Below are 24,304 nucleotides of genomic sequence, written 5' to 3' on the forward strand. Positions count from 1 at the left end.
ACTATCATCCACGCGTACAAAAAAATAGCCACCCTACGGCGGCTATTTTCGGATTTTTAGGGCGTTTTTCTACCTTACTGCGTTTCAACCGACGCAGTACCCAGCGCCGGCGGCTCGCCGGCAAAACCGCGCAGCCCCACCACGTGCACATGCTCGTGGTTCTGGAACACCTTACGCACCAGTTTATAGGTGGTGCCCTTCTCTGGACTGATGTTTTCCGGCGCCGCGATGATGAGCTGCATCTCCAGACGGTCGCACAGTTCGAACAGCGTGGCGATCGACTTGGCATCCAGACGCGCCGCTTCATCGAGGAACAGCAGGCGACACGGCGAGATGTCTTTGCCGCGCAGACGGCGGGACTCTTCTTCCCAGCTCTGTACCACCATCACCAGAATTGACATCCCGGTACCGATGGCTTCACCGGTCGACAACGCGCCGCTTTCCGCACGCAGCCAGCCGTCGGAGCCACGGTACACTTCCACTTCCATCTCCAGATAGTTGCGGTAGTCCAGCAACTCTTCGCCGATGGTCTGTGGCGTGCGCTGCCCCATGTCGATCTGCGGATTCAGGCGCTGGTAAAGCTTGGCCAACGCTTCGGAGAAGGTCAGGCGGTTACTGTTAAACAGATCCTGATGTTGTTCCTGTTGCTCAGAGAGCACGTCCAACAGGGTGGCGTGCGCTTCTCGCACATTGACGTTCAGGCGCACGCTCTTCACCTGGCCGAAGGAAACGGCCTGCAGCCCCTGGTTCAGCATGCGAATACGGTTCTGTTCGCGCTGAATGGTTTTGCGAATGATGTTGGCCACGCTTTTCGAACTGATCGCCAGCTTCTGCTCGCGCGCGGTCAGCTCTTCGGTTAGACGGCCCAGCTCGATCTCCATCTGCTCGATGGCCTCGACCGGATCGTCGGTGCGAATGATGTCCTGACGGATACGCTCGCGCAGGTGTTGGTACACCGCGATATAGAACTGAATCTTGCGCTCCGGCCGCTTCGGATCTTCCGACAGGCGCAGCACGTCTCGCAGGTGTTCGTTGTCCGCCACGGCCAGACGCAGCGCACCGAGCGCCTTATCCGACATCGAACGCAGCTCGTCGCCATCCATATACGCCAGCTCGCGGCGATGCAGGCGGCGTTCCACGCCATTGTCTTTCACCAGACGCATCACCGCGCACCAGCCCGCCTTGGCGGTCACCACCTGCTCGCGCAGCTGATGATAGTCGCGTTCCAGCTTGCGCAGTTTCTTCTGCAGGCCATCCATTTCGGCTTCGCAGAAGGTCAGCTGTTTCTCCAACTGATTGCGACGAGCACGGTTGTTGCTCAACGCCGTATGCAGCTCGTCGCGGCGCTGGCGCGCACGCGCTTCGGCGTTGGCGTCGGCCTGCACGCCGATATCTACCAGCTCCTGGCTCAGCTCTTTCAGCATGTCGCGCTTGGCGTCATACGAACTTTTCAGCGAGGCCAGCACCTGGCTGTACTGGGTGAACTGGGTTTGATACTGACGCAGCTGTTCACGGGCACGGGCGCGTTCGGCTTCCGCCTGCTCCAGGCGCTGACGCAGCTTGTCGTTGAGATCGTTGTTGGCATTCTGCATGCCGGCGGAGTCGGTATAGCTGAAATGCGCGCGGCGCTGCACCACTTCCGTCAGCGCGAACGCCTGCTGTTTGGCCTGGCGCTGCACGCTTTGCGCCTGCGCGTAGTCCTGCTGCAGCTGTTCATGCTGCTGCGGATCGCTCTGCAGCACCGACAGCAGCGGCTCCAGCTTGGTCAGCGACACGCCGTGCTGCTGAATATGACGCGCGGCGTCCTGCGCCTCTTCCAGCTCTTCGCGGATCTCGTCGACGCGATCCTGCAGCGTTTCATCGTTCAGCAACGATACCAGCGGCATCAGGCGGTTGAGCGCGGAAATGCCCTCTTTGGCCTGATCGTACTGCTGACGCTGCTGCTGGTTCTGCGCTTCGTGATTGTTCAGCGCGCGTTCGATTTCGCCACGGCGGGCGCTCAAACCGCGGATCTCCGCTTCCGGATCAGCGTCGAACGCCACCGCCAGATGGGTGCCGATAAAGCGGCTGAAGGCCTGGTGTGAACGCTGGGTTTTCTGCACGTCGAACGACAGCGTGGCGTAACGCTCCGCCAGCGTTTCACGCTCGGCATGCAGCACTTCCAGACGGTTTTCGCGCGCCGCGCGGCCGAACAACGGCACTTCCGGATAACGAGAATAACGCCACTGGCGATCGGCGATCTTCACCACCACCGCTTTGTCCTGCTCTTCGACGGCGAACACGCTGTCATCGAACGACTGCGGATCCCCTTCGATCAGGTAAAGATCTTCCGGGCAATCTTCCAGCCCTTCCAGCATCTCGCGCACCAGCGACAGATCCGGCACCACGATGGCGTGGCGCGAAGGGCCGTACAGCGCCGAGAAGTAAGGCGCGTCGTCGATGGTGACATCATCGTAAATTTCCGACAGCAGCACGCCGCCGAAACGTTCGGCCAGCGTGACCAGGCGTTGATCTTCCGCGCCGCCCGGCTGGCTGAGACGTTCGATCTGCGCTTCCACTTCACGTTTGCGGGCCGCCACTTCGTCGCGCTCGACGGTGGTTTCCCGCTCGCGCTCCAGCAGCTGCTGCATGTATTCGGTCACCTGCTGGCTGTTTTCCAGCGGCTCTCCGCTCTGATCGCTGAGCTGGCCCAGGGCGTCCTGCGCCGCCAGCCACACCGGGGCACGCGCCGTCAGCTCACGGATGCGCTGCTGGATCTGCTCCAGTTCCTGGCGCATCTCCATACGGCGTTCACCGGCTTCGCTGACGTTCTGCGACAGCGCTTCCAGGCGCTCTTCAAGCTCCTGTTGCAGCATGTCGAGATCGTCCGGCTGGTACTCTTGGCCATGGCGTTTGCAAAATTCGTTCAGAAGGCGTTCGGCGTCCTGCTGCGAGCGCAGGCGCTGTTCCAGTTCGCTCAGGCGCAAACGCAGCGGCTGAACGCGCTCGGCGAGGTGTTGCTGCGAAGGCCAGTCGCGCAGCAATTCGCGCGCGCACTGCCAGGCTTCGCTGCGGCTGACCTGGCCGGCAATTTTACCCACCAGCTGATAGGCCTGTTCGAACTGGCCGTGTGCGGCGTCGGCCACGCTCAGCTTCTGTTCCAGCATCAGCAACGCTTCGGTCGCTTCCTGCTCGCGGGCCTGGAAGGTGTCCAGCCACTGTTCTGCGTTGTCGGCGGTCAGGTCCGGCAGTTGGCACAGCGCGCGCGCGCGCTCCAATGCCTGCAGCGCCTGTTGGTACTGAATGGCGCGGGTCTGCTGCACGTCGAGCGCCTGCTGGTAGTCGGCCAACTGGCTCTTCAGTTCGTCCACTTCCAGCTCGGCCGCTTCGGCGCGCGCCTCGTTTTCGGCCTGCTGCTCGCTCGCCTCGGCCACCACTTCGTTCTGCTCTTCCAGACGGTAGGTCAGCTCTTCCAGATCGGCTTCATAGCGTTCGATCTTCTCCTGCTGACGCATCGCCGTCTGCACCAGATTCAGGTGGTCGCTGGCGGCCTGGTAATCGGTTTCCAGATCGGATTCGGCGCCGCTCTGTTCGCTCAGCTCGCGCGCCATTTCCACATGGCGATACTGTTCGGCGGCCAGCTGCTTGCGGCTGCCCAACAGATCGCTGCGCAGCGCCAGCGCGCCGTCCAGATGGATGCGGCGTTCGTTGGCGTGGCGCATATAGTCCGCCGCCACATAGGAGGTGGCCTCGGAGATCAAATGCTTGAACAGGTCGCGATCCGACTGGGTGACGCGGATTGCTTCCAGCGTCATGCGGTTTTCGCGCAGCGCCGCTTCCATGTCCTGGAACGCCTTGCGCACGCCGCTGTTTTCCGGCAGCAGGTAATCGCGCAGCGAGCGGGTGATGGCGCTGGAGATACCACCGTACAGCGACGCTTCAATCAGACGGTAGAATTTGCTGCGATCGGCGGACGAACGCAGACGTTTCGGGATCACGCCCAGATCGAACATCAGCGAGTGGTAATCGGTGATGGAGTTAAACTGCTTGAACTGCACGCCCTCCATCTCTTCCACGCGCTCTTTCAGCTCTTGCAGCGACAGCACGCGCGCCTGGCGATCGCCCACGGTCTGGGTCAGCAGTTCGGTCGGCTGTACCGCGGTCGGCAGGCCCTGGATGGTGAAAGGTTTGATGTCGACCTTACGATCGCGCCCTGCCACCTGCTGCAGGCGCACACCGACCACCACGCGCTGGTGGCGCGAGTTGACGACGTCGAGGGTGGAGTAACACACGCCGGCACGCAGCTTGCCGTGCAAGCCTTTGTCGCGCGAACCGCTGGTGGCGCCCGCTTCGGTGGTGTTACGGAAGTGCAGCAGCGTCAGGTCGGGGATCAGTGCGGTGACGAAGGCCGCCATGGTGGTGGACTTCCCCGCCCCGTTACCGCCGGACAGCGTGGTCACCAGCTCATCCAGATCAAAGGTACGGGCGAAGAAACCGTTCCAGTTAACCAGCGTCAGCGAGCGAAATTTACCGCGTTCAATCATTCCTGTTCATCCTCTGCACCGTCAGGAGCGTTATCAACCTGCTGATCCTCAGCGTCATTCTCATCGTTAAGCGACAGGCTGGTTTCAACCGGCATCGCCTCGCCGTCGCGAATCATGCGCAGCTGCGCTTCACGCGGATCGTCGCCGCTGCGCACGTCGGCGCCGAAGCGGAACACCGCCTCGGTAATGCGGAACTTGCTGCTGTCATTGCCCATGAAATAGACCATGCCGAGGCGGCGCAGGCGGTTCAGCGAGGTGCGCACCTTCTCGTGCAGCTTCTGCCGATCGAGATCCGAACCGGTGGAGCGCTGGTTGACGAACTTCAGCAGCTTGTTCTCATCCGCCAGGCTCAGCAGCTCGTCGTACAGCTCCTGATGGCTGAAAATGCCTTCGTGCGCCAGGCGCTCGGGGCTGAGATACAGGTAGCACAAGATCTTGCCGACCATCATATCCAGCTCGGACAGCACCGAACGCGGGATCAGCGTGGTGGAGCGCGGACGCAAATAGAAGAAACCTTCCGGCGCCCGAATCAGCTCGACGCTGTAACGGTTGTAAAATTCTTCCAGCTCATCCTGGAAATCCATTAAAAAGGCGTGGTTGTCCAGCTCATCGATACCGATGTGACGACCCGCGCGCAGTTGGCTATCCAGCGCCGGGAACAGCGAGTTGGACAGCGCCTTGGCCAGCTTGACTGGCATTACTTGTTCAATATTTGTCGATGACATGGGCCTGGACCTTGGCTCCGTAATCATTGATTGCCTGCCATTCCGCCGGCAACCCTGAGAAATCTGCTTCAGCCACACCGAGGCGCACTGCCTGGTCGACCACTAAACGTGCCACGTCGAAATGACGCGCACGCGGATATTGCGCCAGGTAATCGCGCATCACCGCTGCAAGATTGAGCGGCATCTGCTGTTCCTGGTACACCTTCAGCGCCTCTTCGATCATCGCCGCCAGCTGTTCGCGAATTTCGCTGAACTCTTCGAACTCCAGATCCGGCGGCAGTTCCCCGGTCACTTCCTCGCTGCGCAGCGCCAGTTCTTCGTCGCGCATGTCCAGCAGACGATCGGCATTGGCATGGGTCAGCGCCCAAGGGTGGTCGAAATAGGTTTGCACCGACTGGCGCAAGCGTTGGGCGAACACGCGGTTTTTATCCATATCGATAGCGGTACGGATAAATTTATGTACGTGGCGATCGTAGCCGATCCACAGGTCGATCGCCTGCTGACCCCAACTGATGATGCGATCCAGCTTGCTCTGCAGATCGAACACCAGCTTGTCGACGAAGCCGAGCTCCACGTTGCCGAGGGTTGCGTCCTGGATGCGCAGCAGATTGGCCTGCAGCTTGTCGCCCGCCGCATCCAGCGTATCCTGCAGTTCGCGCAGGGTGCCCGAGGTTTCCGACAGCAGCATTTCGCAGCTGGAGATCGCCGCCCGCCAGTCTTTGCTCAGCAGCGCCGCGATGTCGTTTTTCACGCTCTGCTGCTGCTCGTCCATCACACGTTGCGTCATGTCGATGCTGTCGAAGATTTCCGCCACCGAATATTTCAACGGCGCGAACACGTTGCGATGCCAATGGAAATCGTCGCCGCCCTCGTCGGCGGCATCGGCGGCGCGTTTGAGTTCCTGCGCCACGATCGACAGCTGCATCGACAGACGCAGCGTGGAGAATTCGCGTTGGCGAATATAGTAATCGGTAATGCCGATACCCAGCGGCGTCAGGCGGTAAATCGCGTTGCCGTCCGCCAATTCGCTGGTAAAGCGGTTCAACAGGCGCTGGCGCACCATGTCGTTGATCGCATTGTTGGCGCGCATCGCCACCGTTTCATGCGTCTGTTCAAAACCCTTGCTGACATGGCGAAATGCATCAACCAGCTCACCTTCGCTCATCTCGCCGTCCAGCCGTTCGCCATTCAGGGTGGCGATAGCGAGCAGAAATGCGAGACGCTCCGTAGGGAGCGAAATAGAGAAATCATTTTTCCGTGCCCAGGCGACCAGTTCGGGTACTGTCTGGGAAAATTCACTCATAGTTCGTCCTTCAGGTTTGGTTTATGCGCCATGACGTGAATATAGCGCCCCAAACTCACGTACGGCTCCTGCCGGCAATAGTGCTGTTCAAGCGCCAGTAACTCTTCAAATTTTTGTGTTTGCAGCTGTCTGCTCTGCAGGTAGTCGTGAAACACCCGCACGCCGGTTTTGCCGCTGATGCGCATGCCCAGCTGTTCCAGCCAGCCGTAGACCAATAGCGGATCGTGCGGATATTGTGGCGACAGCGAACGCTTGCGGCGCCGTCTGACTTCGGGATCCACCAGTTGGAAGTTACCCAACACCACGTTACGCATCAAGAGACCGTTAGCGTTGAAGAACATCAGCGACAGCGCGCCACCCGGCGTCAGACAGTCGCACAATGCCTGCAGTGCCGCTTCGGGTTCTGCGATCCATTCAAGCACTGCATGAAACAATATCAGATCAACCGGCTGTTCCAAATGTTGAGCGATATCCTGCGCAGAACTTTGTACGAATTGCATGTTCTGGCTCACACCTTTCTGCTCCGCCAGCTGCGCGGCGCGCTGGATCATCTCACCAGAAAGATCGCACAACAACACCTGATGTCCTAATTCTGCCAGTTGGCAGGCCATATGGCCTTCCCCGCCCCCGGCGTCAAGGATGCGCAGCGGCCGCTGCGGCAACTGCGCCAGCAGCCCGGTCAGATCCTGCCAAACCACCGCCTGGCGGATTTTTCCTTTCGTGGTGCCGTAAATATTACGCGCAAATTTTTCAGCAATATCGTCAAAATTGCGATCCTGCATGGACAACGGCTCCGCTGATCTCATTCTTGCGGCGGCAAAGCGCACGCCCATTCAAACCTGCTATTTTGGCACAGACTGGCTTAGAATGTATCTTCTCGCGGCCTGTTTATGCCTGGATGCCGCTTTTTCACCCAAAAGGATCTGATTTTCGATGCTGTTCAACCTGAAAAAGTTCTTTGGCGCCCTGCTGATGCCGCTACCGCTGTTGATGCTGCTGATGGGGCTGGCGCTGTTACTGCTGTGGTTCACCCGTTGGCAAAAAAGCGGTAAGACGATTTTCACGCTGAGCTGGCTGTTTTTACTGCTTTTCAGCCTGCAACCGGTGGCCGACCGACTGCTGCGGCCGATCGAAGCCGAATACCAGACTTATCGCGGCAACGATCCGGTCAGCTACATCGTGGTGTTGGGCGGGGGCTATACCTACAATCCCGACTGGGCACCTAGCTCGAACCTGCTCGGCAACAGTCTGCCGCGCGTGACGGAAGGCGTGCGGCTCTACCTTGCGCATCCCGGCGCCAGGATGGTGTTTACCGGCGCGTCCGCCGGACGCATGCAAAGCAACGCCGCCACGGCGGCGCTGGTAGCCGAAAGCCTGGGCGTGCCGCGCAGCGATATGGTGATTTTGAGGGAACCGCGCGATACCGAGGAAGAAGCCGCTCAGGTCGCCAAGTTGGTCGGCGAGCAACCGTTCATTCTGGTGACCTCCTCCAACCATCTGCCGCGTGCCATGCGTTTCTTCAAGGCTAAAGGCCTGCACCCGATCCCAGCACCGGCCAACCAGTTGGCGATCGACTCGCCGCTGAATATCTGGGATCGCGCCACACCGTCGTCGATGTTCCTCGGCCATACCGAACGTGCCTGGTATGAAACGCTGGGCAGCCTGTGGCAGTGGCTGAAAGGCGCGGATAGCGCCGGCGCCGAGTAAAACCCGTTCAACCGGCCAGCCAGGGCAGCAGCTGTTGCGACGCATAGTCGAACGGCCGCCGCTCCAGCTTGCCGGTATGGATCAAACGCCCTACCGCTTCCCACACCACGTATAGCCAGCGCCGCGCAAGGAAAGCGTCGGCGACCGGCGCCCGCTGCAGATAGCTGAACAGCAGTTGGCTGGGCATGCCCGGCTCGCAAAGGCGGAAAAGATCGTATTCGCGCGGCGCCCACAGCACCACACCGGGATTGAGCATCGCCAGCAGTTGATCGCTTTTGGGATCTTTCAGCATACTGCGCAGCGACAGGTTGCCGTGCACCAGGACGCAGGGATCGTCGAAGCCGACGAAGAAATGAGTCAGCGCTTCGCGCGTGCGATACAGCAAACGCCGATCCGCCATGGTCAGCTGCGGGGTAGTGAGATTGACCACCGTCGCCCACAGCACTTCAACCCGCTGTTGATACCAACAAAACCAGTCGTTCTCCTGCGTGCTGTCAACGCTGCCGACGCTGCCGTGACTGTCGATGCGGTGCCAGGCCAATACCCCGTCGACGATCTGCTCCATCAACATGTTCCAGCGATCCGGCGAACGCGTTGGCGCTTCGGCCGACACGCCGCGCAGGCGTTCGATCAGCAGGATTTCCGTATACGGCGCCTGGTGGGTGCACACTACGCCGTACACCGTCGGCAGGCGAATATCCCCGTCGCGCGCCAACATCGACAACTTATACGCCTCCTGTTGGGCAATACCCTGACAGATAAAACTTTTCGCCATCAGCGGGATGGCGTTGCCCTGCCGATCGTACAGCGAATACATATGCGCATAAGGCTGCTCGCTCACCCGCTCCAGCCGGCTGATGGACTCACCCAGCACAATGCTCAGTTCTGCGCGTAACTGCTCCATAAGGCATTCACCTCAGGCTAATATGGGGGGATGCGTAACATCATCGAACGGTGAGCGGAAAAATTCTTCAACGCAGATCAACAAAACGGGGATCAATATGGGAGGTATTACATCGTCGGCGCGTTGCGCGCCGCGCCGACGAAATCAGGCTCAGGGTTGAATGCTGTCGCGCACGCGCTGGAGATCTTCCGGCGTATCGACCCCCACGCTCGGGATCGCTTTCGCGACCGCCACGTGGATTTTTTCACCGTACCACAGCACGCGCAGCTGTTCCAACAGCTCGATCTGTTCCAGTTGGCTCGGCGCCCAGCTGACGTAGCGGCGCACGAAACCGGCACGGTACGCATAGATGCCGATGTGACGCAGCAGGCTGTCGCCGATGCTCTCTTTCGACGCAGCGAAACGTTCGCGATCCCACGGAATGGTGGCGCGTGAGAAATAGAGTGCGTAGCCCTGTGCGTCCATTACGACCTTCACCGCGTTGGGGTTGAAAGCCTCTTCCGCGCTCTCGATCGGCACTGCCAACGTCGCCATGCCGGCCTGGCTGCCCGCCAGATTCTCTGCGACCTGACGCACGATCACCGGTGGGATCAGCGGTTCGTCGCCCTGCACGTTAACGATGATCTGGTCGTCGGCAAAGCCGTAGTGCGCGATCACTTCCGCCAGACGCTCGGTGCCGGAATGGTGATCCGGGCTGGTCATGCACACTTCGCCGCCGGCGGCTTCCACCGCTTTGGCGACCTCAAGGTGATCGGTCGCCACGATGACGCGGCTGGCGCCGGACTCACGGGCACGCTCCATCACGTGCACCACCATCGGCTTACCGTGAATATCGGCCAGCGGTTTGCCCGGCAAACGGGTTGAGGCGTAGCGGGCGGGAATAATAGCGATAAAACTCATGCGTGCTTCTCGTCCAGCGACAGCGCACGCGCTTCATTTTCCAACAGCACCGGGATGCCGTCGCGCAGCGGGTAAGCCAACCCGTCCGCTTTGCACACCAGCTCCTGGTTTTCTTTATTGAAATAGAGTTTGCCGTTGCATACCGGGCAGGCAACGATTTCGAGTAAACGGTGGTCCATGCATCCTCCGCAAGGGGATTGGTCATCTGGGAAAGGCAGTGAGGATAGCATAACGCCCGGCCTCAGGTTAATCATCGGCGGCACCAACCCGCCGATATTTCCTCACCGCGCCGGCGCAACAGCTTGAACTGCGGCGCATCCCGGCGTAGAATTTTGTGATACAAATCACAAAAAGGTAGTAATACGTGATCAAACGTCTGCATAAAATCATCGCTCTGTTCGCTAACTTCAGCCACTGAGCCCCTTTGTAACGAGCGACGCTTAACTTCGTTTTACCCCACCGACGGCGTCGCTCGTTATCCCACTTCCCAGCCGGCACCCCATTCAGCGGCCAACACCGCCGGAATGTCGCCCAGCGCGACGCGTTGTGCACCGTGCCATTTGGCCGTGCGCGCGATGGCCTGTCGGATATCTTGCGTTCGCTGTTTGCCGAAGCGCACCTGCGGCTCCGCATGGAAACTGATGATCTCGAAGATGCCCTGGCGACGGTGCGCCTTGGCGTCAATCCGCCCCACCAGCTCGCCACGATGCAGCACCGGCAAGGTGAAGTAGCCATAGCGACGTTTTTCTTTCGGCGTGTAACACTCTAGCCGATAGTCAAAGTTGAACAGCTCGAGCGCCCGACGGCGATCCCACACCACCGGATCAAAAGGCGAAAGCAGGCTGGTGACCGTCGATTTGAGTTTGCCCTGCTCCGCCAGCGGCAGCAATTCCGCCAGTGATTCATGCACATAGAATTGTCCTTCCAGCCCCTCTACCTGCACCGGCGTAATCTCGCCCTGTTCCTGCAGCGCTGCCAGCAAGGCTTTTGGCGCCACGCGCTTCAGCCGATAGTAATCCGCCAACCACTCGGCGCGGAAAATGCCCAGATAGCGGCAGGTGCGGCACAGCATCTGCCGGCGCGCCTGCTCCACAGGCAGCGTATGGCGCGCATCGTCCCAGGCCGGCAGCAGCCTTTCGGTCAGATCGTAAACCCGGTGGAAGTTGCGACGTTCGGCCACCATCAGCTTGCCGGCGGTAAACAGGATTTCCAGATGACGTTTCTCCGGTTTCCAGTCCCACCACCCGCTGTTGCCCTTCTTCTCGGCGCTGAAATCGGCGGAGCGCACCGGCCCCTGTTGTTCGATGTGCCGCAGCAGGTTGTCCATCGCGGCCTGGTGCTGCTGCACCCAGGCGGCGGAGTATTTCCAGCCCATATCATGCGGCGCCAGCATGCGGTGGCGCAGCAGGCCAAAATCTTCGATCGGCAGGAAACAGGCCTCATGCGCCCAATACTCGAACAGCTTGCGGCCGGCAAGCGCCTGCTCAAGCCACTCCGGCTGATAGGCTCCCAAACGGCTGAACAGCACCAGATACGGGCTGCGAGCAACGACGCTAATGGTATCGATTTGTAATAGCCCCATGCGCTGGATCGCACTCAAGACGTCATCGGGCCGAGCCTGGCGTTTAAGCGGAGAAAGCAGCCCCTGGGCGGCAAGGTGCAGCGCGCGAGCGGCGGTAAGGGAAAGGGTCGGGATGGTCATCCTGATATCCGTGGCGAGTAGGCAATGGCCTGATAATAGTGGATATCGCGGGATTTATCTTCGCCAGTGCTTGCGGGTGGCGACACCGGCACTGGCGAGGAAGGTGGGTGCGATCAGAACGCGATAACGTCTGCCGCGGACAGCCCATGCGAGCTGCGATAGATCGAGAACTCAACGTTCTGACCTTCGTTCAACGACTTATTTTTGGTGTTGGCGATAGCGTTGCGATTGACATAGATTTCGTCGCTGCCATCTACCGGTGAAATAAAACCATAGCCTTCGGCCTGATTAAACCATTTCACACGGCCCATTTTTAACACAGTATTTTTAAACATAACTTATATCCTTTTACTTGAGCATCCTTGACAACGTCATTTTTTATATTGTCTGGACGCTACCAGCCCATCCTAAAGTTTTTCGTAACAAACCTCTCGTGAGCAAAAAATTAAAAAACCCGCACGAAGGCGGGCTTGTTGAACTTAATATCTTCCGCATGATTCAGCGCTGAGGCATCACCATGGTTGTATTAAGATCTCTTATACGCGTTCCCTGTCTTCTTACAGAGCAACTACGTTAGCGGCAGCCGGCCCGCGCGGGCTGTCCTGGATGGTGTACTCGACGCGCTGGCCTTGAGCCAGGGTCTTGAAACCGTCGGTCATAATAGCGGAGAAGTGTACGAATACATCTTTGCCGCCGTCGTGCTGCTCAATGAAACCAAAACCTTTGCTTTCGTTGAACCACTTAACTTGACCCGTCTTCTTAGACATTACTTTTACCTTTAAATATATTTACAAAACCTGCCATAAGAGGCAATTGTGGCCATGTCAGAAACATTACTTATGGGAGGTACTTAGAAGGTTCGTCTTTGAAGCGGAATCGGATGATAACGTTTTTGGAGGAACTGCTTAACTCTAAACTCGAACATAAATAGGTCTGGATTACAGGCCGGCTTGCATTTACTCATAAAAATGATGAATACACAAGAGGTTTATTGCCTTTAATTCATAAATACGCCGAATTTATTTTTATCCCCATGAATATACATGACTTAATTTAACGCTCGCCGCGGCCGATCCACCGCGTTCTTCTCCTCACCGGGGCATCGTTTGCCCGTCCGTGCGCTACAAATGAGAGCTAACGCATAAAACTCTAATATGCTTGCCACGTCTATAACAAATCCCAAATCAGATGGCTAAACTTGAGGGGAAAACAAGGCAGACGGCTTTTTCGCCAGCACTTTTGCCGCTAAAAACACGATTTTTCAGATTATGCTGAATCAAGGAGCTATGCGCATGACCGCCCAGCAGTTCGTTTCACCTAATGAAATCCGCGCCAGATTCTCTCACGCGATGTCGGACATGTACCAAAAGGAGGTACCGCTGTACGGCGATCTGCTGGAGCTGGTGGCGGAAACCAACCGACAGGTTCTGCGCGAAGATGCCGCACTGGCTCATCAACTGCAAATCACCGGCGAGATCGAACGCCTCGCGATGGAGCGCCACGGCGCGATCCGGGTCGGCACTGCTGGCGAACTGGCCACCCTGCGCCGTCTGTTCCGGGTGATGGGCATGGCGCCGGTCGGTTACTATGATCTGTCTGTGGCGGGCGTTCCCGTGCACTCGACCGCCTTTCGCGCCGTACACGAAGACGCGCTGCAGGTCAGTCCGTTCCGCGTATTTACCTCCTTGCTTCGCCTGGAGCTGATAGAAGATCCCGCGCTGCGTGAGCTGGCCGAACGCTTGCTGGCGCGCCGCCGTATCTTTACCGATCGCGCGTTGGAACTGATCGCGTTGCAGGAAGCGCAAGGCGGGCTAAATGAAGTACAGGCGCAAGAATTTGTCGAACAAGCGCTGGAAACCTTCCGCTGGCACAACCAGGCGACGGTCAGCGCAGAAGAATACCGGCAGCTACACGATCAGCATCGCCTGATCGCCGACGTGGTGGCGTTTAAAGGGCCGCATATCAATCATCTGACACCGCGCACGCTGGATATCGATCGCGTTCAACAGGCGATGCCCGCCCGCGGTATTACGCCCAAAGCGGTCATCGAGGGCCCGCCGCGCCGCCGTCGCGCGATCCTGCTGCGCCAGACCAGCTTCAAGGCGTTAGAAGAACGCGTCGATTTCGTTGAGCGCGACGGCCACGCCATCGCCGGTCACCACACCGCGCGGTTCGGCGAGATCGAACAGCGCGGCGTGGCGCTGACGACGAAAGGAAGAGAACTCTACGACCGTCTGCTGAAGGCCACCAACGATGCGCTGCAGGCGCCGCCGAGCGAGAAAAATGCCGAACGCTATTATCAGCTGCTGGAAGAAAACTTCCGGGCATTTCCGGATGATTACGCCACGCTGCGCGAGCAACAGCTGGCCTGGTTCCGCTATTTCCCGACCGAATGCGGCCTGGCGGCCAAAGAATCGCTGGATAAGCACAGCACCCTGGAGCAACTGATCGAGAAAGAACACGTTCGCTTCCAGCCACTGGTGTATGAAGATTTTCTGCCGGTCAGCGCGGCGGGGATTTTCCAGTCGAATCTGGGGGACAGCCGCCACGCGCAGTACAACGCCGCTTCCAGCCGGGCAGCGTTTGAACACGCGTTGGGCAGTGAGGTGATCGACGAGCTGGCGCTGTATCAACAAACCCAGCAGCGTTCGCTGGAAGCCTGCGCGCAAGCCCTGGGGCTTGTCACGCTGGCGTCCTGAGGTTACTTAGCCAGTAGAGACTCGATATCCTGCAGCAGTTGCTCAGCCTGAGCGGAAGGTAGCACCGCATCAACCGGTAAATACCACCAATTAGGCTGGGCAAAGGCGCGGCATTTCACCGCGTCCTTCTCCGTCATCAGCAGCGTTTGCTCTGCATTAACCAACGCCGCCAGCTGCGCCTGCTGATATTCCTGATGATCGGCAAACGCCACTTCCTGCACCACCTCGACGTTCAGCTTTTCCAACGTCGCGAAGAAACGCGGCGGATGGCCGATACCCGCCATCGCCACCACGCGCGGCAGCTCGGCCGCCGGACGACGTTCACCGCTCAGCAGGTTCACTGCGTCACGCGCCTGCAGACGCATAGCAATTTCTCCGGCCTGCGCCATGCCGCCATTGGCGACACGCGCATCGACGCTGCCAAGCCGCGCAGCGCGCTCGCGCATCGGCCCGGCCGGCAACCACCAGCCGTTACCGAACCGACGCACACCGTCGATGACCACCAGCTCGAAGTCACGCTGTAAAGCATAGTGCTGCAAGCCGTCGTCGGTGATGATCACATCCAGCGGCTGTTGTTGCAGCAGAGCCTGCACCGCCTCGGCGCGCTTGGGCGCGATCGCCACGGGCGCCCCGGTACGCTGATAAATCAGCACCGGCTCATCCCCCGCCTCGCGGGTCGATGTATTCTGACCCAGCACCAGAGGATAGACCGCCGACTTGCCGCCGTAGCCGCGCGACACCACCCCAACGCGGTAGCCCCGCTGCTGCAGGTGTTCCACCAGCCAGATCACCATCGGCGTTTTGCCGTTGCCGCCGGCGGTGAGATTACCCACCACCACCACCGGCACCGGCGAACGCCAACTTTTACGCAGGCCGCAGCGGTAACTGAGGCGGATCAGCCAACTGAGCAGGCCATACAGCCACGAGAGTGGCAATAGCGCCAGATAAAGCAACGAACCGCCGGACCAGATGCGCTCAATCATTATTGACCAAACTGCATACGGTGCAGCTGCGCATAGGCGCCCTGCCGCTCAAGCAACTCGGTGTGTTCGCCGCGTTCGACGATGCGACCATCTTCCACCACCAGGATCTCATCCGCCTTCTCAATCGTCGACAGGCGGTGCGCGATCACTAATGAAGTACGGTCTTTCTGCAACTCGTCCAGCGCAGCCTGAATGGCCCGCTCGGACTCGGTATCCAGCGCAGAGGTCGCCTCATCCAGGATCAGGATCGGGCAGTCACGCAGCAGCGCGCGCGCGATGGCGATACGCTGGCGTTGGCCACCGGACAGCATCACGCCGTTCTCACCGATCACCGTATCCAGGCCGTTCTCCATCTTGTTGATGAAGTCCATTGCGTACGCCATTTCGGCCGCTTTCTCAATCTGCCCGCGGCTGTATTCACTCTCGCGTGCATAGGCAATGTTGTTGGCGATGGTGTCGTTGAACAGGTGCACGTTTTGCGAGACCAGCGCTACCTGATTGCGCAGCGAGGCCAGGGTATATTCGCGCAAATCGTGGCCATCCATCAGGATTTCGCCTTCTTGGATATCGTAGAAACGCGTCAACAGGTTGGCGATGGTGGATTTACCCGAACCGGAACGGCCCACCAAGGCGACGGTCTTGCCTTCGGCGATTTTCAGGTTGATATCACGCAGCGCCGGCGTTTCCTTGGATGGGTAGTAGAAAGTGACGTTGCGGAATTCGATATCGCCTTTCGCACGCTTCACTTCGCGGGTGCCGGTGTCTTTTTCCTGTTCCATATCCAAAATGGAGAACAGCGTCTGGCATGCCGCCATCCCGCGTTGGAACTGGGCATTGACGTTGGTCAGCGACTTCAGCGGGCGCATCAGCGCGATCATCGATGAGAACACCACGGTAATGGTACCGGCGGTCAGGGTTGCCATCACGCTTGGGAAGCTGGCGGCAAACAGCACGAACGCCAGCGCCAGCGAAGCGATCAGCTGAATGATCGGATCGGAAATCGAAGACGCGGAAACCAGTTTCATGCCCTGTTGACGCATGCGGTTGCTGACCGAGTTAAAGCGCTCGGTTTCCACCTGCTGGCCACCGAAGATCAGCACTTCTTTATGGCCTTTCAGCATCTGTTCGGCGCTGGTGGTCACCTGCCCCATCGTGTTCTGCATGTTCTTGCTGATGTTGCGGAAACGCTTGGAGACCAGGCGAATAGCGATGGAGACGATCGGCGCCAGCACGATCAGGATCACCGACAGCTGCCAGCTGTAGTAGAACATCATGATGAACAGGCCAATGATCGAAGCCCCTTCACGCACCACGGTCACCAGCGCGCTGGACGAGGAGGAAGCTACCTGCTCGGAATCATAGGTAATGCGCGACAGCAAAGTCCCGGTGGACTGTTGATCGAAGAAGGCCACCGGCATCCTCATCATGTGACCAAACAGGCGGCGACGCATCTGCATCACCACCATGCCGGAAACCCAGGAAATGCAGTAGCTTGAAACAAAGCTGGTTACGCCGCGCATCAACATCAGCGCGATGACGGCCAACGGCATCCACACCAGCACGCTGCTGTCGGTTTTTCCAAACCCATCGTCCAATAGCGGTTTAAGCAGAGACAGCATCAGCGTGTCCCCCGCTGCGTTCATAATCAACGCAATGGCGGCCACAATCAGCCCGGTCTTAAAAGGAGTGATCATCGGCCAGAGTCGACGGAATGTCTGCCAGGTCGAGAGATCTTTATCATTCATCATGCAAATACCAGCATCGGAAGAAATAGCGGCCTATTTTACTCATTATCACCCTCTACGCCAAACCGCTGATGGTACCAACGGGGCATTAATTGTTCGCGAAAGCCTTTAATTTGCCAATCATTGTCGAAAAAAAGTACCGATAACTGGCCGGAGCGCGTCGTATCGCGCCATATAATGCCATTTGCCCGGTATCTGGCGACCACTTTGCGCGCCGGCAAACGCCATTTGTTGTAACGAGATGCTGACGCCAATGCCGCCTGAGGATTGATCGCGCGCAGAAACGGCGGCGTGGAGGAGGTTCTGCTGCCATGGTGCCCCACCTGCAACACCGTAGCCGCCAAGCGATCGCGCCGTAACCGGAGCAGCTGCGCCTCCGCTTTTTTTTCCGCATCGCCGGTGAGCAACAGACTGTATTTCCCGTCGTCAATACGGATCACGCAAGAGTCGTCATTGCCCGGCTTTTTACGCGTTTTCGGCGGCCACAGCACCTCGAATTGCAACGCCTGCCAGCGCCAGCGCTCACCGGCGACGCAGGGCAAGTGCCCCTCCCCGCGCATCGGGCTGCGCACCGTAGCCTGTGGAAACATCCGCCGCACAGCAGGTGCCCCACCGGTATGATCGAGGTGGTCATGGCTGATAATGATCTGTTCCAGTTCAATACCCCGCCAGTTCAGCATTGGCAAAATATGCCGCTCGGCGGCACTGCCACCCGGCCAACGATCGCCGGTATCATACAGTACTCCCTTACCGTTTTGTTCAATGACCACCGCCAAACCGTGCCCGACATCAAGCATATCGACTCGCCAGCGGTAAGTCGGTTCTTTTTCCCGCCACAGCACGCAGCATATCGCTATCGTCGCCAGTCCCGACGCATAACGCCACCACCAATGAAAGCGCCAACAGACGACGATGAGCCATCCCGCCGCGCTGGCCAACAGCGAAGCCGCCCCCAAATCCACCCAACCACGTTGCAGGTAATTCAGAGGTACAAATACCCACTGCAGCGTGAAGTCCGCCAGCCACCATAGTCCGTAGCTTAACGAAGGGAAGAAACCGAACATCACCGCCAGCAAAATCAGCGGCACCGTTACCAATGAGACAATCGGTACCGCCCACAAATTGGCCGGCAGCGAGGTCAGCGTCAGGCCCAGAAACAGCGCGGCCTGCATCGGCACCAGCAGCAACGTCATACCGAGCTGAATATGCAGCCAACGCACCGGTGCCCAATACCAGGCCGATCGGAATCGCTCGCCGAGCGGTGCCCATTCGAACCAAAAAATCAGGCACCCCACCGCCAGTACCGACAGCCAGAAACTGTCTGACAAGACCGCCAGCGGATCGCACAGTAAAATAAGCCCGACACACCACAGCCACACTTGCCAAGAAGAACAATGGACGCCGCGCAAGCGCAGCAGCATCCACAGCGTCATCGCCAACGCGGTGCGCACCGCCGGCGGCTGGGCGCCTACCAACCAGACATAGATCAGCGTCGCCACCCAGCCCGCGACCAGCGGAAAGCGATAGCCAATTAGATGAGAAGGAAGAAAAAGCTGCAGCGCACGCAATGTAACCCAGAACAAGATGGCGACCATCGCCACATGCAACCCTGAGATTGCCATCAAGTGCGCGATGCCGGTTTTCAACATCAGCATGCGTAAAGCCTGCTCCAGTGCGGTTCGCTCCCCAAATGCTAACGCCAGCAATACTGCCTTGTAACGCAGCTCGCCGATATTGGTTTCCGCATGGCTGATTATGCGCTGGCGTAGGCCGCAATCGCCATCCAGCAAACGAGCCTGCCTGACCTGGCCAGTTAACGGCTGGCGCTGCGCGATCGCCCAACGTTGGCTGTCGAAGCCGCCTTCATTGAGTTTGCCATGCACCGGCCGCAAACGCAGTTTCAATTGCCAACGCTGCCCGGCGCACAGGCGCTGCTGCTCAGGGGCCCATAGCGTGGTAAACGTCAATGCAGGTACCAACCAATGACCATCTATCCGCTCGATGCGCATCAGCGCCTGTTTACTGGCGGCGGGCTTCAGCGCGATGCTGCTAACCTGCACCACCGCCGTCACATCCGGCCCGCGACTTAAGCGCTCCACTTGCCCAATCAGGCTTCCGGCGTTGAAAACCGCCCACGCGAACCCCAATCCCAGGCAGGCCAAATAACGGCAAAACGGCCAACGGATGCGCAGCAGTAAACCGGCAACAAGCAGCATCGGCCACAGCTGCCATTGCTCAGGCAACTGCGGTAAAACCAGCAGCGGCAGGATGCCGCAGATAACGGCGAATATCGCCAGATCCAGCGAAATTTTGATCGCTCTTCTCCCATCGGCTCCGCCATGAGCAAAAGCGCGTCATGGCAAGCAAGCAGGATCATTCAGCCGACATGTCACCGCCAGCGGGCTTTAATGAAGATGCGGTGAACATGGCAGGATAAGAGAGATCTATGCAGGAGCCACATCGTAAATGCGGCGCGGTGCGCAATTCCTAAGCGGAGCAGGGAGAACCGCAGGCGAAAAAAAACGGCGCCTTAAAGGCACCGTTTTATATTCTTTTCAAGCAACAACGCTATGAGCAGTCAGCGACTAGCCATAGATATTGGCGCGGTCACGCAACTCTTTACCTGGTTTGAAGTGAGGAACGTACTTGCCGTCCAGCTCAACTTTGTCACCGGTTTTCGGGTTGCGACCTACACGCGGGGCACGGTAGTGAAGAGAAAAACTGCCGAATCCGCGGATCTCAATGCGTTCGCCCTCGGCCAGCGTAGCGGCCATGTGCTCAAGCATCTCTTTCACTGCATCCTCAACGGCCTTCGCCGGAATATGAGATTGCTGGCCAGCAAGTCTTTCAATAAGTTCAGACTTGGTCATAGTACCTCCAAGCTTTGCAGCTAAACTACCGTATCGGGGCGGTCAGAAACCGCCCCCCGTCATTACTCGCCTTTAGCCGCTTTGAAAGCTTCAGCCATTGCGTTAGAGAAGTTGCCTTCTTCCTGTTTGTTGTTAACAGTTGCGATGGCGTCTTTCTCGTCAGCTTCGTCCTTAGCACGTACGGACAGGCTTACAACGCGGTTCTTACGGTCAACGCCGGTGAATTTAGCTTCAACTTCGTCACCTACGTTCAGAACCAGAGTTGCATCTTCAATGCGGTCGCGAGAGGCTTCAGATGCACGCAGGTAACCTTCTACGCCGCCTGCCAATTCAACTGTAGCACCTTTGGCGTCAACTGCAGTGACTTTACCAGTAACAATAGCACCTTTCTTGTTCATAGACAGGTAGTTATTGAACGGGTCTTCAGCCAGCTGCTTCACGCCCAGGGAGATACGCTCGCGCTCTGCGTCAACTTGCAGAACAACCGCAGCGATTTCGTCGCCTTTCTTGTATTCACGTACTGCTTCTTCGCCTGCAACGTTCCAGGAGATGTCAGACAGGTGAACCAGGCCGTCGATGCCGCCGTCCAGGCCGATGAAGATACCGAAGTCAGTGATAGACTTGATTTTACCTTCAACGCGGTCGCCCTTGTTGTGGGTCTCTGCGAACTGCTGCCATGGGTTGGATTTGCACTGCTTCAGGCCCAGGGAGATACGACGACGTTCTTCATCGATGTCCAGAACCATCACTTCCACTACGTCGCCCACGTTAACAACTTTGGACGGATGGATGTTTTTGTTGGTCCAATCCATTTCAGAAACGTGTACCAGACCTTCAACGCCTTCTTCGATTTCTACGAAGCAGCCGTAATCAGTCAGGTTGGTTACACGACCAGTCAGCTTGGTGCCTTCTGGGTAACGTTTCGCGATAGCAACCCATGGATCTTCGCCCAGTTGTTTCAGGCCCAGGGATACACGAGTACGCTCGCGGTCGAACTTCAGCACTTTAACAGTGATTTCATCGCCAACGTTGACGATTTCGCTTGGGTGCTTAACGCGTTTCCAAGCCATGTCAGTGATGTGCAGCAGGCCGTCTACGCCGCCCAGATCAACGAATGCACCGTAGTCAGTGAGGTTCTTAACGATACCTTTGACTTCCATGCCTTCCTGCAGGTTTTCCAGCAGTTGATCGCGCTCAGCGCTGTTCTCGGATTCGATAACCGCACGGCGAGAAACGACAACGTTGTTGCGCTTCTGATCCAGCTTGATGACTTTGAACTCAAGCTCTTTGCCTTCCAGGTGCAGAGTGTCACGTACCGGACGCACGTCAACCAGGGAACCTGGCAGGAACGCGCGGATGCCGTTCAGCTCGACGGTGAAGCCACCCTTCACTTTGCCGTTGATAACACCGGTTACAGTCTCAGCTTCTTCGTAGGCTTTTTCCAGCGTGATCCAAGCTTCGTGACGCTTAGCTTTCTCACGGGACAGCAGGGTTTCACCGAAGCCGTCTTCAACAGCATCCAGAGCAACGTCAACTTCGTCACCAACCTGGATTTCCAGCTCGCCCTGGGCGTTTTTGAATTGCTCAGCCGGGATGGCAGACTCAGATTTCAGACCGGCGTCAACCAGTACGATATCTTTGTCGATAGCAACAACGACGCCACGAACGATGGAACCCGGGCGGGTTTCGATTTCTTTTAAGGATTCTTCAAAGAGTTGAGCGAAAGATTCAGTCATGTTGTTAATCTTCAGGGTTCTTTAGTTTAACGTCCATTTAGCGTCCCGCCGAATGGGGTTGTTTCACATACCCCGCCATTGGCTCCATGCCGACAGGGTTTAAGGTTACAGGGGTAAAATTTTACCCGATATATTGCGATACCGCTATGACAAATATGACAAAAAGCCAATAGCGCCGCCGCGCTTATTGCTGCGGCAACGCCAACACTTTCTGTGCATACGTCAACGCCTGCTGGATCACTTCTTCGATCGACATGCTGGTAGAATCCAGCACGAGGGCGTCAGAAGCAGGCACCAGAGGCGCGATAGGCCGATTACGGTCACGGTCGTCCCGTTCCTTTATCTCGGCTAAAAGACGTTCAAAGTTAACATTAAAGCCCTTTTCCTGCAACTGCAGCATGCGGCGGTGTGCGCGCTCCTCCGAGCTGGCGTCGAGGAAAATCTTGACCGGCGCGTCCGGGAACACCACCGTGCCCATATCGCGACCGTCGGCAATCAGGCCGGGCGCTTCGCGGAATGCGCGCTGGCGGCGCAGCAACGCCTCGCGCACGCGAGGAAACGCCGCCGCTTGCGACGCGGTGTTGCCGACGGTTTCGGTGCGGATCTCATTGCTGACGTCCTCACCTTCCAAAATCACCTGCAGCTTGCCGTCCTGGGCAACGAAGCGAACGTCGAGATGTGCGGCCAGCGGAACCAGCGCTTCCTCAGAAGTGATATCCACCTGATGATGCAACGCCGCCAGCGCCAGCACGCGATAGATCGCGCCGGAATCCAGCAAACGCCAACCAAGGGACTCGGCCAACGCTTTACACAGCGTGCCTTTGCCTGCGCCACTTGGTCCATCAACGGTTATCACCGGGGCTGTAGCCGTCATTTCTCTCTCCTTCAGGTAGAAAACCTCACAGAGACACGGCGCGCTTCGACTCGAAGCCCGTGCGCTCTGCCACCTGCCCAATCAGGGGCAAATACGGTGGCGTATTATACGCTGCCCTACGGCAATCTGTTACCCTGGAACTGTCCGGTTGTTGAAAATAAGCGCACAACCGCGAAAAAGTATAGAAGAAACGCCGGTCGCCGAAGGTTAAAAACGATAAAGGCCCACAAAGGGGCCTTAAAATAAACGATTTGACGGGTTACTACGCCGGCTGGCTGATGCGCGCCAACTGCTCGAAATAATCCGGGAAGGTTTTCGCGGTGCATTTCGGATCGAGAATGGTGACCGGGGTATCCGACAGCGCCACCAGCGAGAAGCACATCGCCATGCGGTGATCGTTGTAGGTACCGATCTCGGCAAACTGCAGTTTGGCCGGCGGCACGACGTGAATGTAGTCTTCGCCCTCGTCCACTTCCGCCCCCACTTTACGCAGCTCGGTGGCCATCGCCGCCAGACGGTCGGTCTCCTTCACCCGCCAGTTGTAGATATTGCGGATGGTGGTCGGCCCCTCGGCGAACAACGCCGCGGTGGCGATAGTCATCGCCGCGTCCGGAATGTGGTTCATGTCCATGTCGATGCCGTGCAGTTCACCGCGGCTGCACTCGATGAAATCGTCGCCCCAGGTGATGCGCGCGCCCATTTTCTCCAGCACATCGGCGAACTTGGTGTCGCCCTGCACGCTTTTGCGGCCGATGCCGGTCACGCGCACGGTGCCGCCTTTGATCGCCGCCGCCGCCAGGAAGTAGGAGGCGGAAGAAGCGTCGCCCTCAACCAGATAATCGCCCGGCGCGATATACGTCTGGCGCCCCTGGATATGGAACACCCGGTAGTTGTCGTGGCTCACCGATACACCGAAGGTACGCATCAGATGCAGCGTGATGTCGATGTACGGCTTGGAAACCAACTCGCCCTTGATGTGGATCTGCGTATCCTGCGGCGCCAGCGGCGCGGTCATCAGCAACGCGGTCAGGAACTGGCTGGAGACGCTGCCGTCAACGGTGACGTCGCCGCCCAGGAAGCCGCCGCGCAGGCGAATCGGCGGGTAATCGGTCTGCTCGAGATAATCAATCTGCGCCCCGCCCTGGCGCAACGCGTCCACCAGATGGCCGATCGGGCGCTCTTTCATGCGCGGTTCACCGGTCAACACCACGTCGCCTTCGCCGAGGCACAGCGCCGCCGCCAATGGGCGCATCGCCGTACCGGCGTTGCCGAGGAACAGTTCCAGCGGCTGGCCGGCCACCAGCGGCCCGGCCACGCCGGTCACTTCGCACACGGTACGATCGGCGGAAAGTTGATAGTTCACACCCAACGCCTGCAACGCGTTCAGCATATGACGCACGTCGTCGCTGTCCAGCAGGTTAGTCAGCCGGGTCGTGCCTTTCGCCAGCGCCGCCAGCAGCAGAGCGCGGTTAGAAACGCTCTTCGAGCCGGGTAAGTTGACGGTGCCATTGACCAGGGCGACCGGTTGTAACGTCAGGGAATCCACCATGTGAACAAAACTCTCCAATTCTGATAAACGAAACGGCTCCGGAATAATGCCGGAGCCGCTTTAATGCAAAAGGACAACAGCCTG

At 58.4% G+C, this 24,304-nt stretch carries 19 protein-coding genes; 2 read left to right on the forward strand and 17 right to left on the reverse strand.

Annotated elements, in window-relative coordinates:
* Window positions 1–74 precede the first annotated feature (74 nt).
* From mukB to cmoM, 4 genes are read right to left on the reverse strand one after another with little or no spacing between them, the layout of a single operon-like run.
* Window positions 75–4,523, reverse strand: coding sequence for a chromosome partition protein MukB (gene mukB / locus ACJ8HA_RS09125; RefSeq protein WP_043137650.1), 4,449 nt, complete (start codon window positions 4,521–4,523; stop codon window positions 75–77).
* Window positions 4,520–5,248 carry a chromosome partition protein MukE gene (mukE, locus tag ACJ8HA_RS09130; protein ID WP_004928226.1) on the reverse strand — a complete coding sequence of 243 codons (729 nt, stop codon included), beginning with the start codon at window positions 5,246–5,248 and terminating at the stop codon, window positions 4,520–4,522. The genes mukB and mukE overlap by 4 nt, the downstream gene beginning before the upstream one ends.
* A complete protein-coding gene (gene mukF, locus ACJ8HA_RS09135) occupies window positions 5,229–6,551 on the reverse strand; it encodes a chromosome partition protein MukF (protein ID WP_004928228.1) in 1,323 nt (440 codons plus the stop codon). The genes mukE and mukF overlap by 20 nt, the downstream gene beginning before the upstream one ends.
* On the reverse strand, window positions 6,548–7,333 hold the full coding sequence (cmoM, locus tag ACJ8HA_RS09140; RefSeq protein WP_025302286.1) for a tRNA uridine 5-oxyacetic acid(34) methyltransferase CmoM: 786 nt from the start codon (window positions 7,331–7,333) through the stop codon (window positions 6,548–6,550). Before cmoM ends, mukF begins: the two co-directional genes overlap by 4 nt.
* 151 nt (window positions 7,334–7,484) lie before the next feature.
* Here cmoM and elyC point away from each other — a divergent pair, with 151 nt between their 5' ends.
* Entirely contained in the window at window positions 7,485–8,258 is a 774-nt protein-coding gene (elyC, locus tag ACJ8HA_RS09145; RefSeq protein ID WP_049295339.1) for an envelope biogenesis factor ElyC, read from the forward strand.
* 7 nt (window positions 8,259–8,265) lie between these two features.
* Here the strand turns inward: elyC and ACJ8HA_RS09150 are convergent, their stop codons facing one another.
* From ACJ8HA_RS09150 to cspE, 6 genes are all read right to left on the reverse strand, one after another.
* Window positions 8,266–9,162: a YcbJ family phosphotransferase gene (locus ACJ8HA_RS09150; protein WP_025302284.1), complete on the reverse strand. Its 897-nt coding sequence runs from the start codon at window positions 9,160–9,162 to the stop codon at window positions 8,266–8,268.
* Window positions 9,163–9,312: 150 nt separating this feature from the next.
* A complete protein-coding gene (gene kdsB / locus ACJ8HA_RS09155) occupies window positions 9,313–10,062 on the reverse strand; it encodes a 3-deoxy-manno-octulosonate cytidylyltransferase (protein ID WP_025302283.1) in 750 nt (249 codons plus the stop codon).
* Entirely contained in the window at window positions 10,059–10,241 is a 183-nt protein-coding gene (locus ACJ8HA_RS09160) for a Trm112 family protein (protein ID WP_004928237.1), read from the reverse strand. The genes kdsB and ACJ8HA_RS09160 overlap by 4 nt, the downstream gene beginning before the upstream one ends.
* A gap of 296 nt (window positions 10,242–10,537) precedes the next feature.
* Entirely contained in the window at window positions 10,538–11,764 is a 1,227-nt protein-coding gene (locus ACJ8HA_RS09165) for a winged helix-turn-helix domain-containing protein (RefSeq protein WP_049204253.1), read from the reverse strand.
* Between the two features lie 113 nt (window positions 11,765–11,877).
* Window positions 11,878–12,099, reverse strand: coding sequence for a cold-shock protein (locus ACJ8HA_RS09170; RefSeq protein WP_004928241.1), 222 nt, complete (start codon window positions 12,097–12,099; stop codon window positions 11,878–11,880).
* A 222-nt stretch (window positions 12,100–12,321) separates the two neighbouring features.
* Entirely contained in the window at window positions 12,322–12,531 is a 210-nt protein-coding gene (gene cspE, locus ACJ8HA_RS09175) for a transcription antiterminator/RNA stability regulator CspE (protein WP_442515303.1), read from the reverse strand.
* A 525-nt stretch (window positions 12,532–13,056) separates the two neighbouring features.
* On the opposite strand from cspE, the gene hglS reads away from it, so the two are divergent.
* On the forward strand, window positions 13,057–14,463 hold the full coding sequence (hglS, locus tag ACJ8HA_RS09180) for a 2-oxoadipate dioxygenase/decarboxylase HglS (RefSeq protein ID WP_197812765.1): 1,407 nt from the start codon (window positions 13,057–13,059) through the stop codon (window positions 14,461–14,463).
* 2 nt (window positions 14,464–14,465) lie between these two features.
* On the opposite strand, the gene lpxK is transcribed toward hglS, so the two are convergent.
* The 7 genes from lpxK to aroA form a co-directional block, all read right to left on the reverse strand.
* A complete protein-coding gene (gene lpxK, locus ACJ8HA_RS09185; RefSeq protein WP_197812766.1) occupies window positions 14,466–15,446 on the reverse strand; it encodes a tetraacyldisaccharide 4'-kinase in 981 nt (326 codons plus the stop codon).
* Window positions 15,446–17,194, reverse strand: a complete 1,749-nt coding sequence (gene msbA / locus ACJ8HA_RS09190; RefSeq protein WP_197812767.1) for a lipid A ABC transporter ATP-binding protein/permease MsbA — start codon at window positions 17,192–17,194, stop codon at window positions 15,446–15,448. Before msbA ends, lpxK begins: the two co-directional genes overlap by 1 nt.
* A gap of 35 nt (window positions 17,195–17,229) precedes the next feature.
* Window positions 17,230–19,494 (reverse strand): ComEC family protein, encoded by a 2,265-nt coding sequence (locus tag ACJ8HA_RS09195; RefSeq protein WP_185958037.1) that lies wholly within the window; start codon window positions 19,492–19,494, stop codon window positions 17,230–17,232.
* Between the two features lie 282 nt (window positions 19,495–19,776).
* The gene (gene ihfB, locus ACJ8HA_RS09200; RefSeq protein WP_004928264.1) at window positions 19,777–20,061 is read right to left on the reverse strand and encodes an integration host factor subunit beta; all 285 of its coding nucleotides are present in this window, start codon (window positions 20,059–20,061) and stop codon (window positions 19,777–19,779) included.
* 62 nt (window positions 20,062–20,123) lie between these two features.
* The gene (rpsA, locus tag ACJ8HA_RS09205; protein ID WP_004928267.1) at window positions 20,124–21,797 is read right to left on the reverse strand and encodes a 30S ribosomal protein S1; all 1,674 of its coding nucleotides are present in this window, start codon (window positions 21,795–21,797) and stop codon (window positions 20,124–20,126) included.
* A 184-nt stretch (window positions 21,798–21,981) separates the two neighbouring features.
* Entirely contained in the window at window positions 21,982–22,671 is a 690-nt protein-coding gene (gene cmk / locus ACJ8HA_RS09210; RefSeq protein ID WP_028127992.1) for a (d)CMP kinase, read from the reverse strand.
* A gap of 262 nt (window positions 22,672–22,933) precedes the next feature.
* Window positions 22,934–24,220: a 3-phosphoshikimate 1-carboxyvinyltransferase gene (gene aroA / locus ACJ8HA_RS09215; RefSeq protein WP_043137680.1), complete on the reverse strand. Its 1,287-nt coding sequence runs from the start codon at window positions 24,218–24,220 to the stop codon at window positions 22,934–22,936.
* Between the last annotated feature and the right edge of the window lie 84 nt (window positions 24,221–24,304).

The organism is Serratia sp. CY33802, assembly GCF_052169095.1.
GTDB lineage: Bacteria > Pseudomonadota > Gammaproteobacteria > Enterobacterales > Enterobacteriaceae > Serratia > Serratia bockelmannii.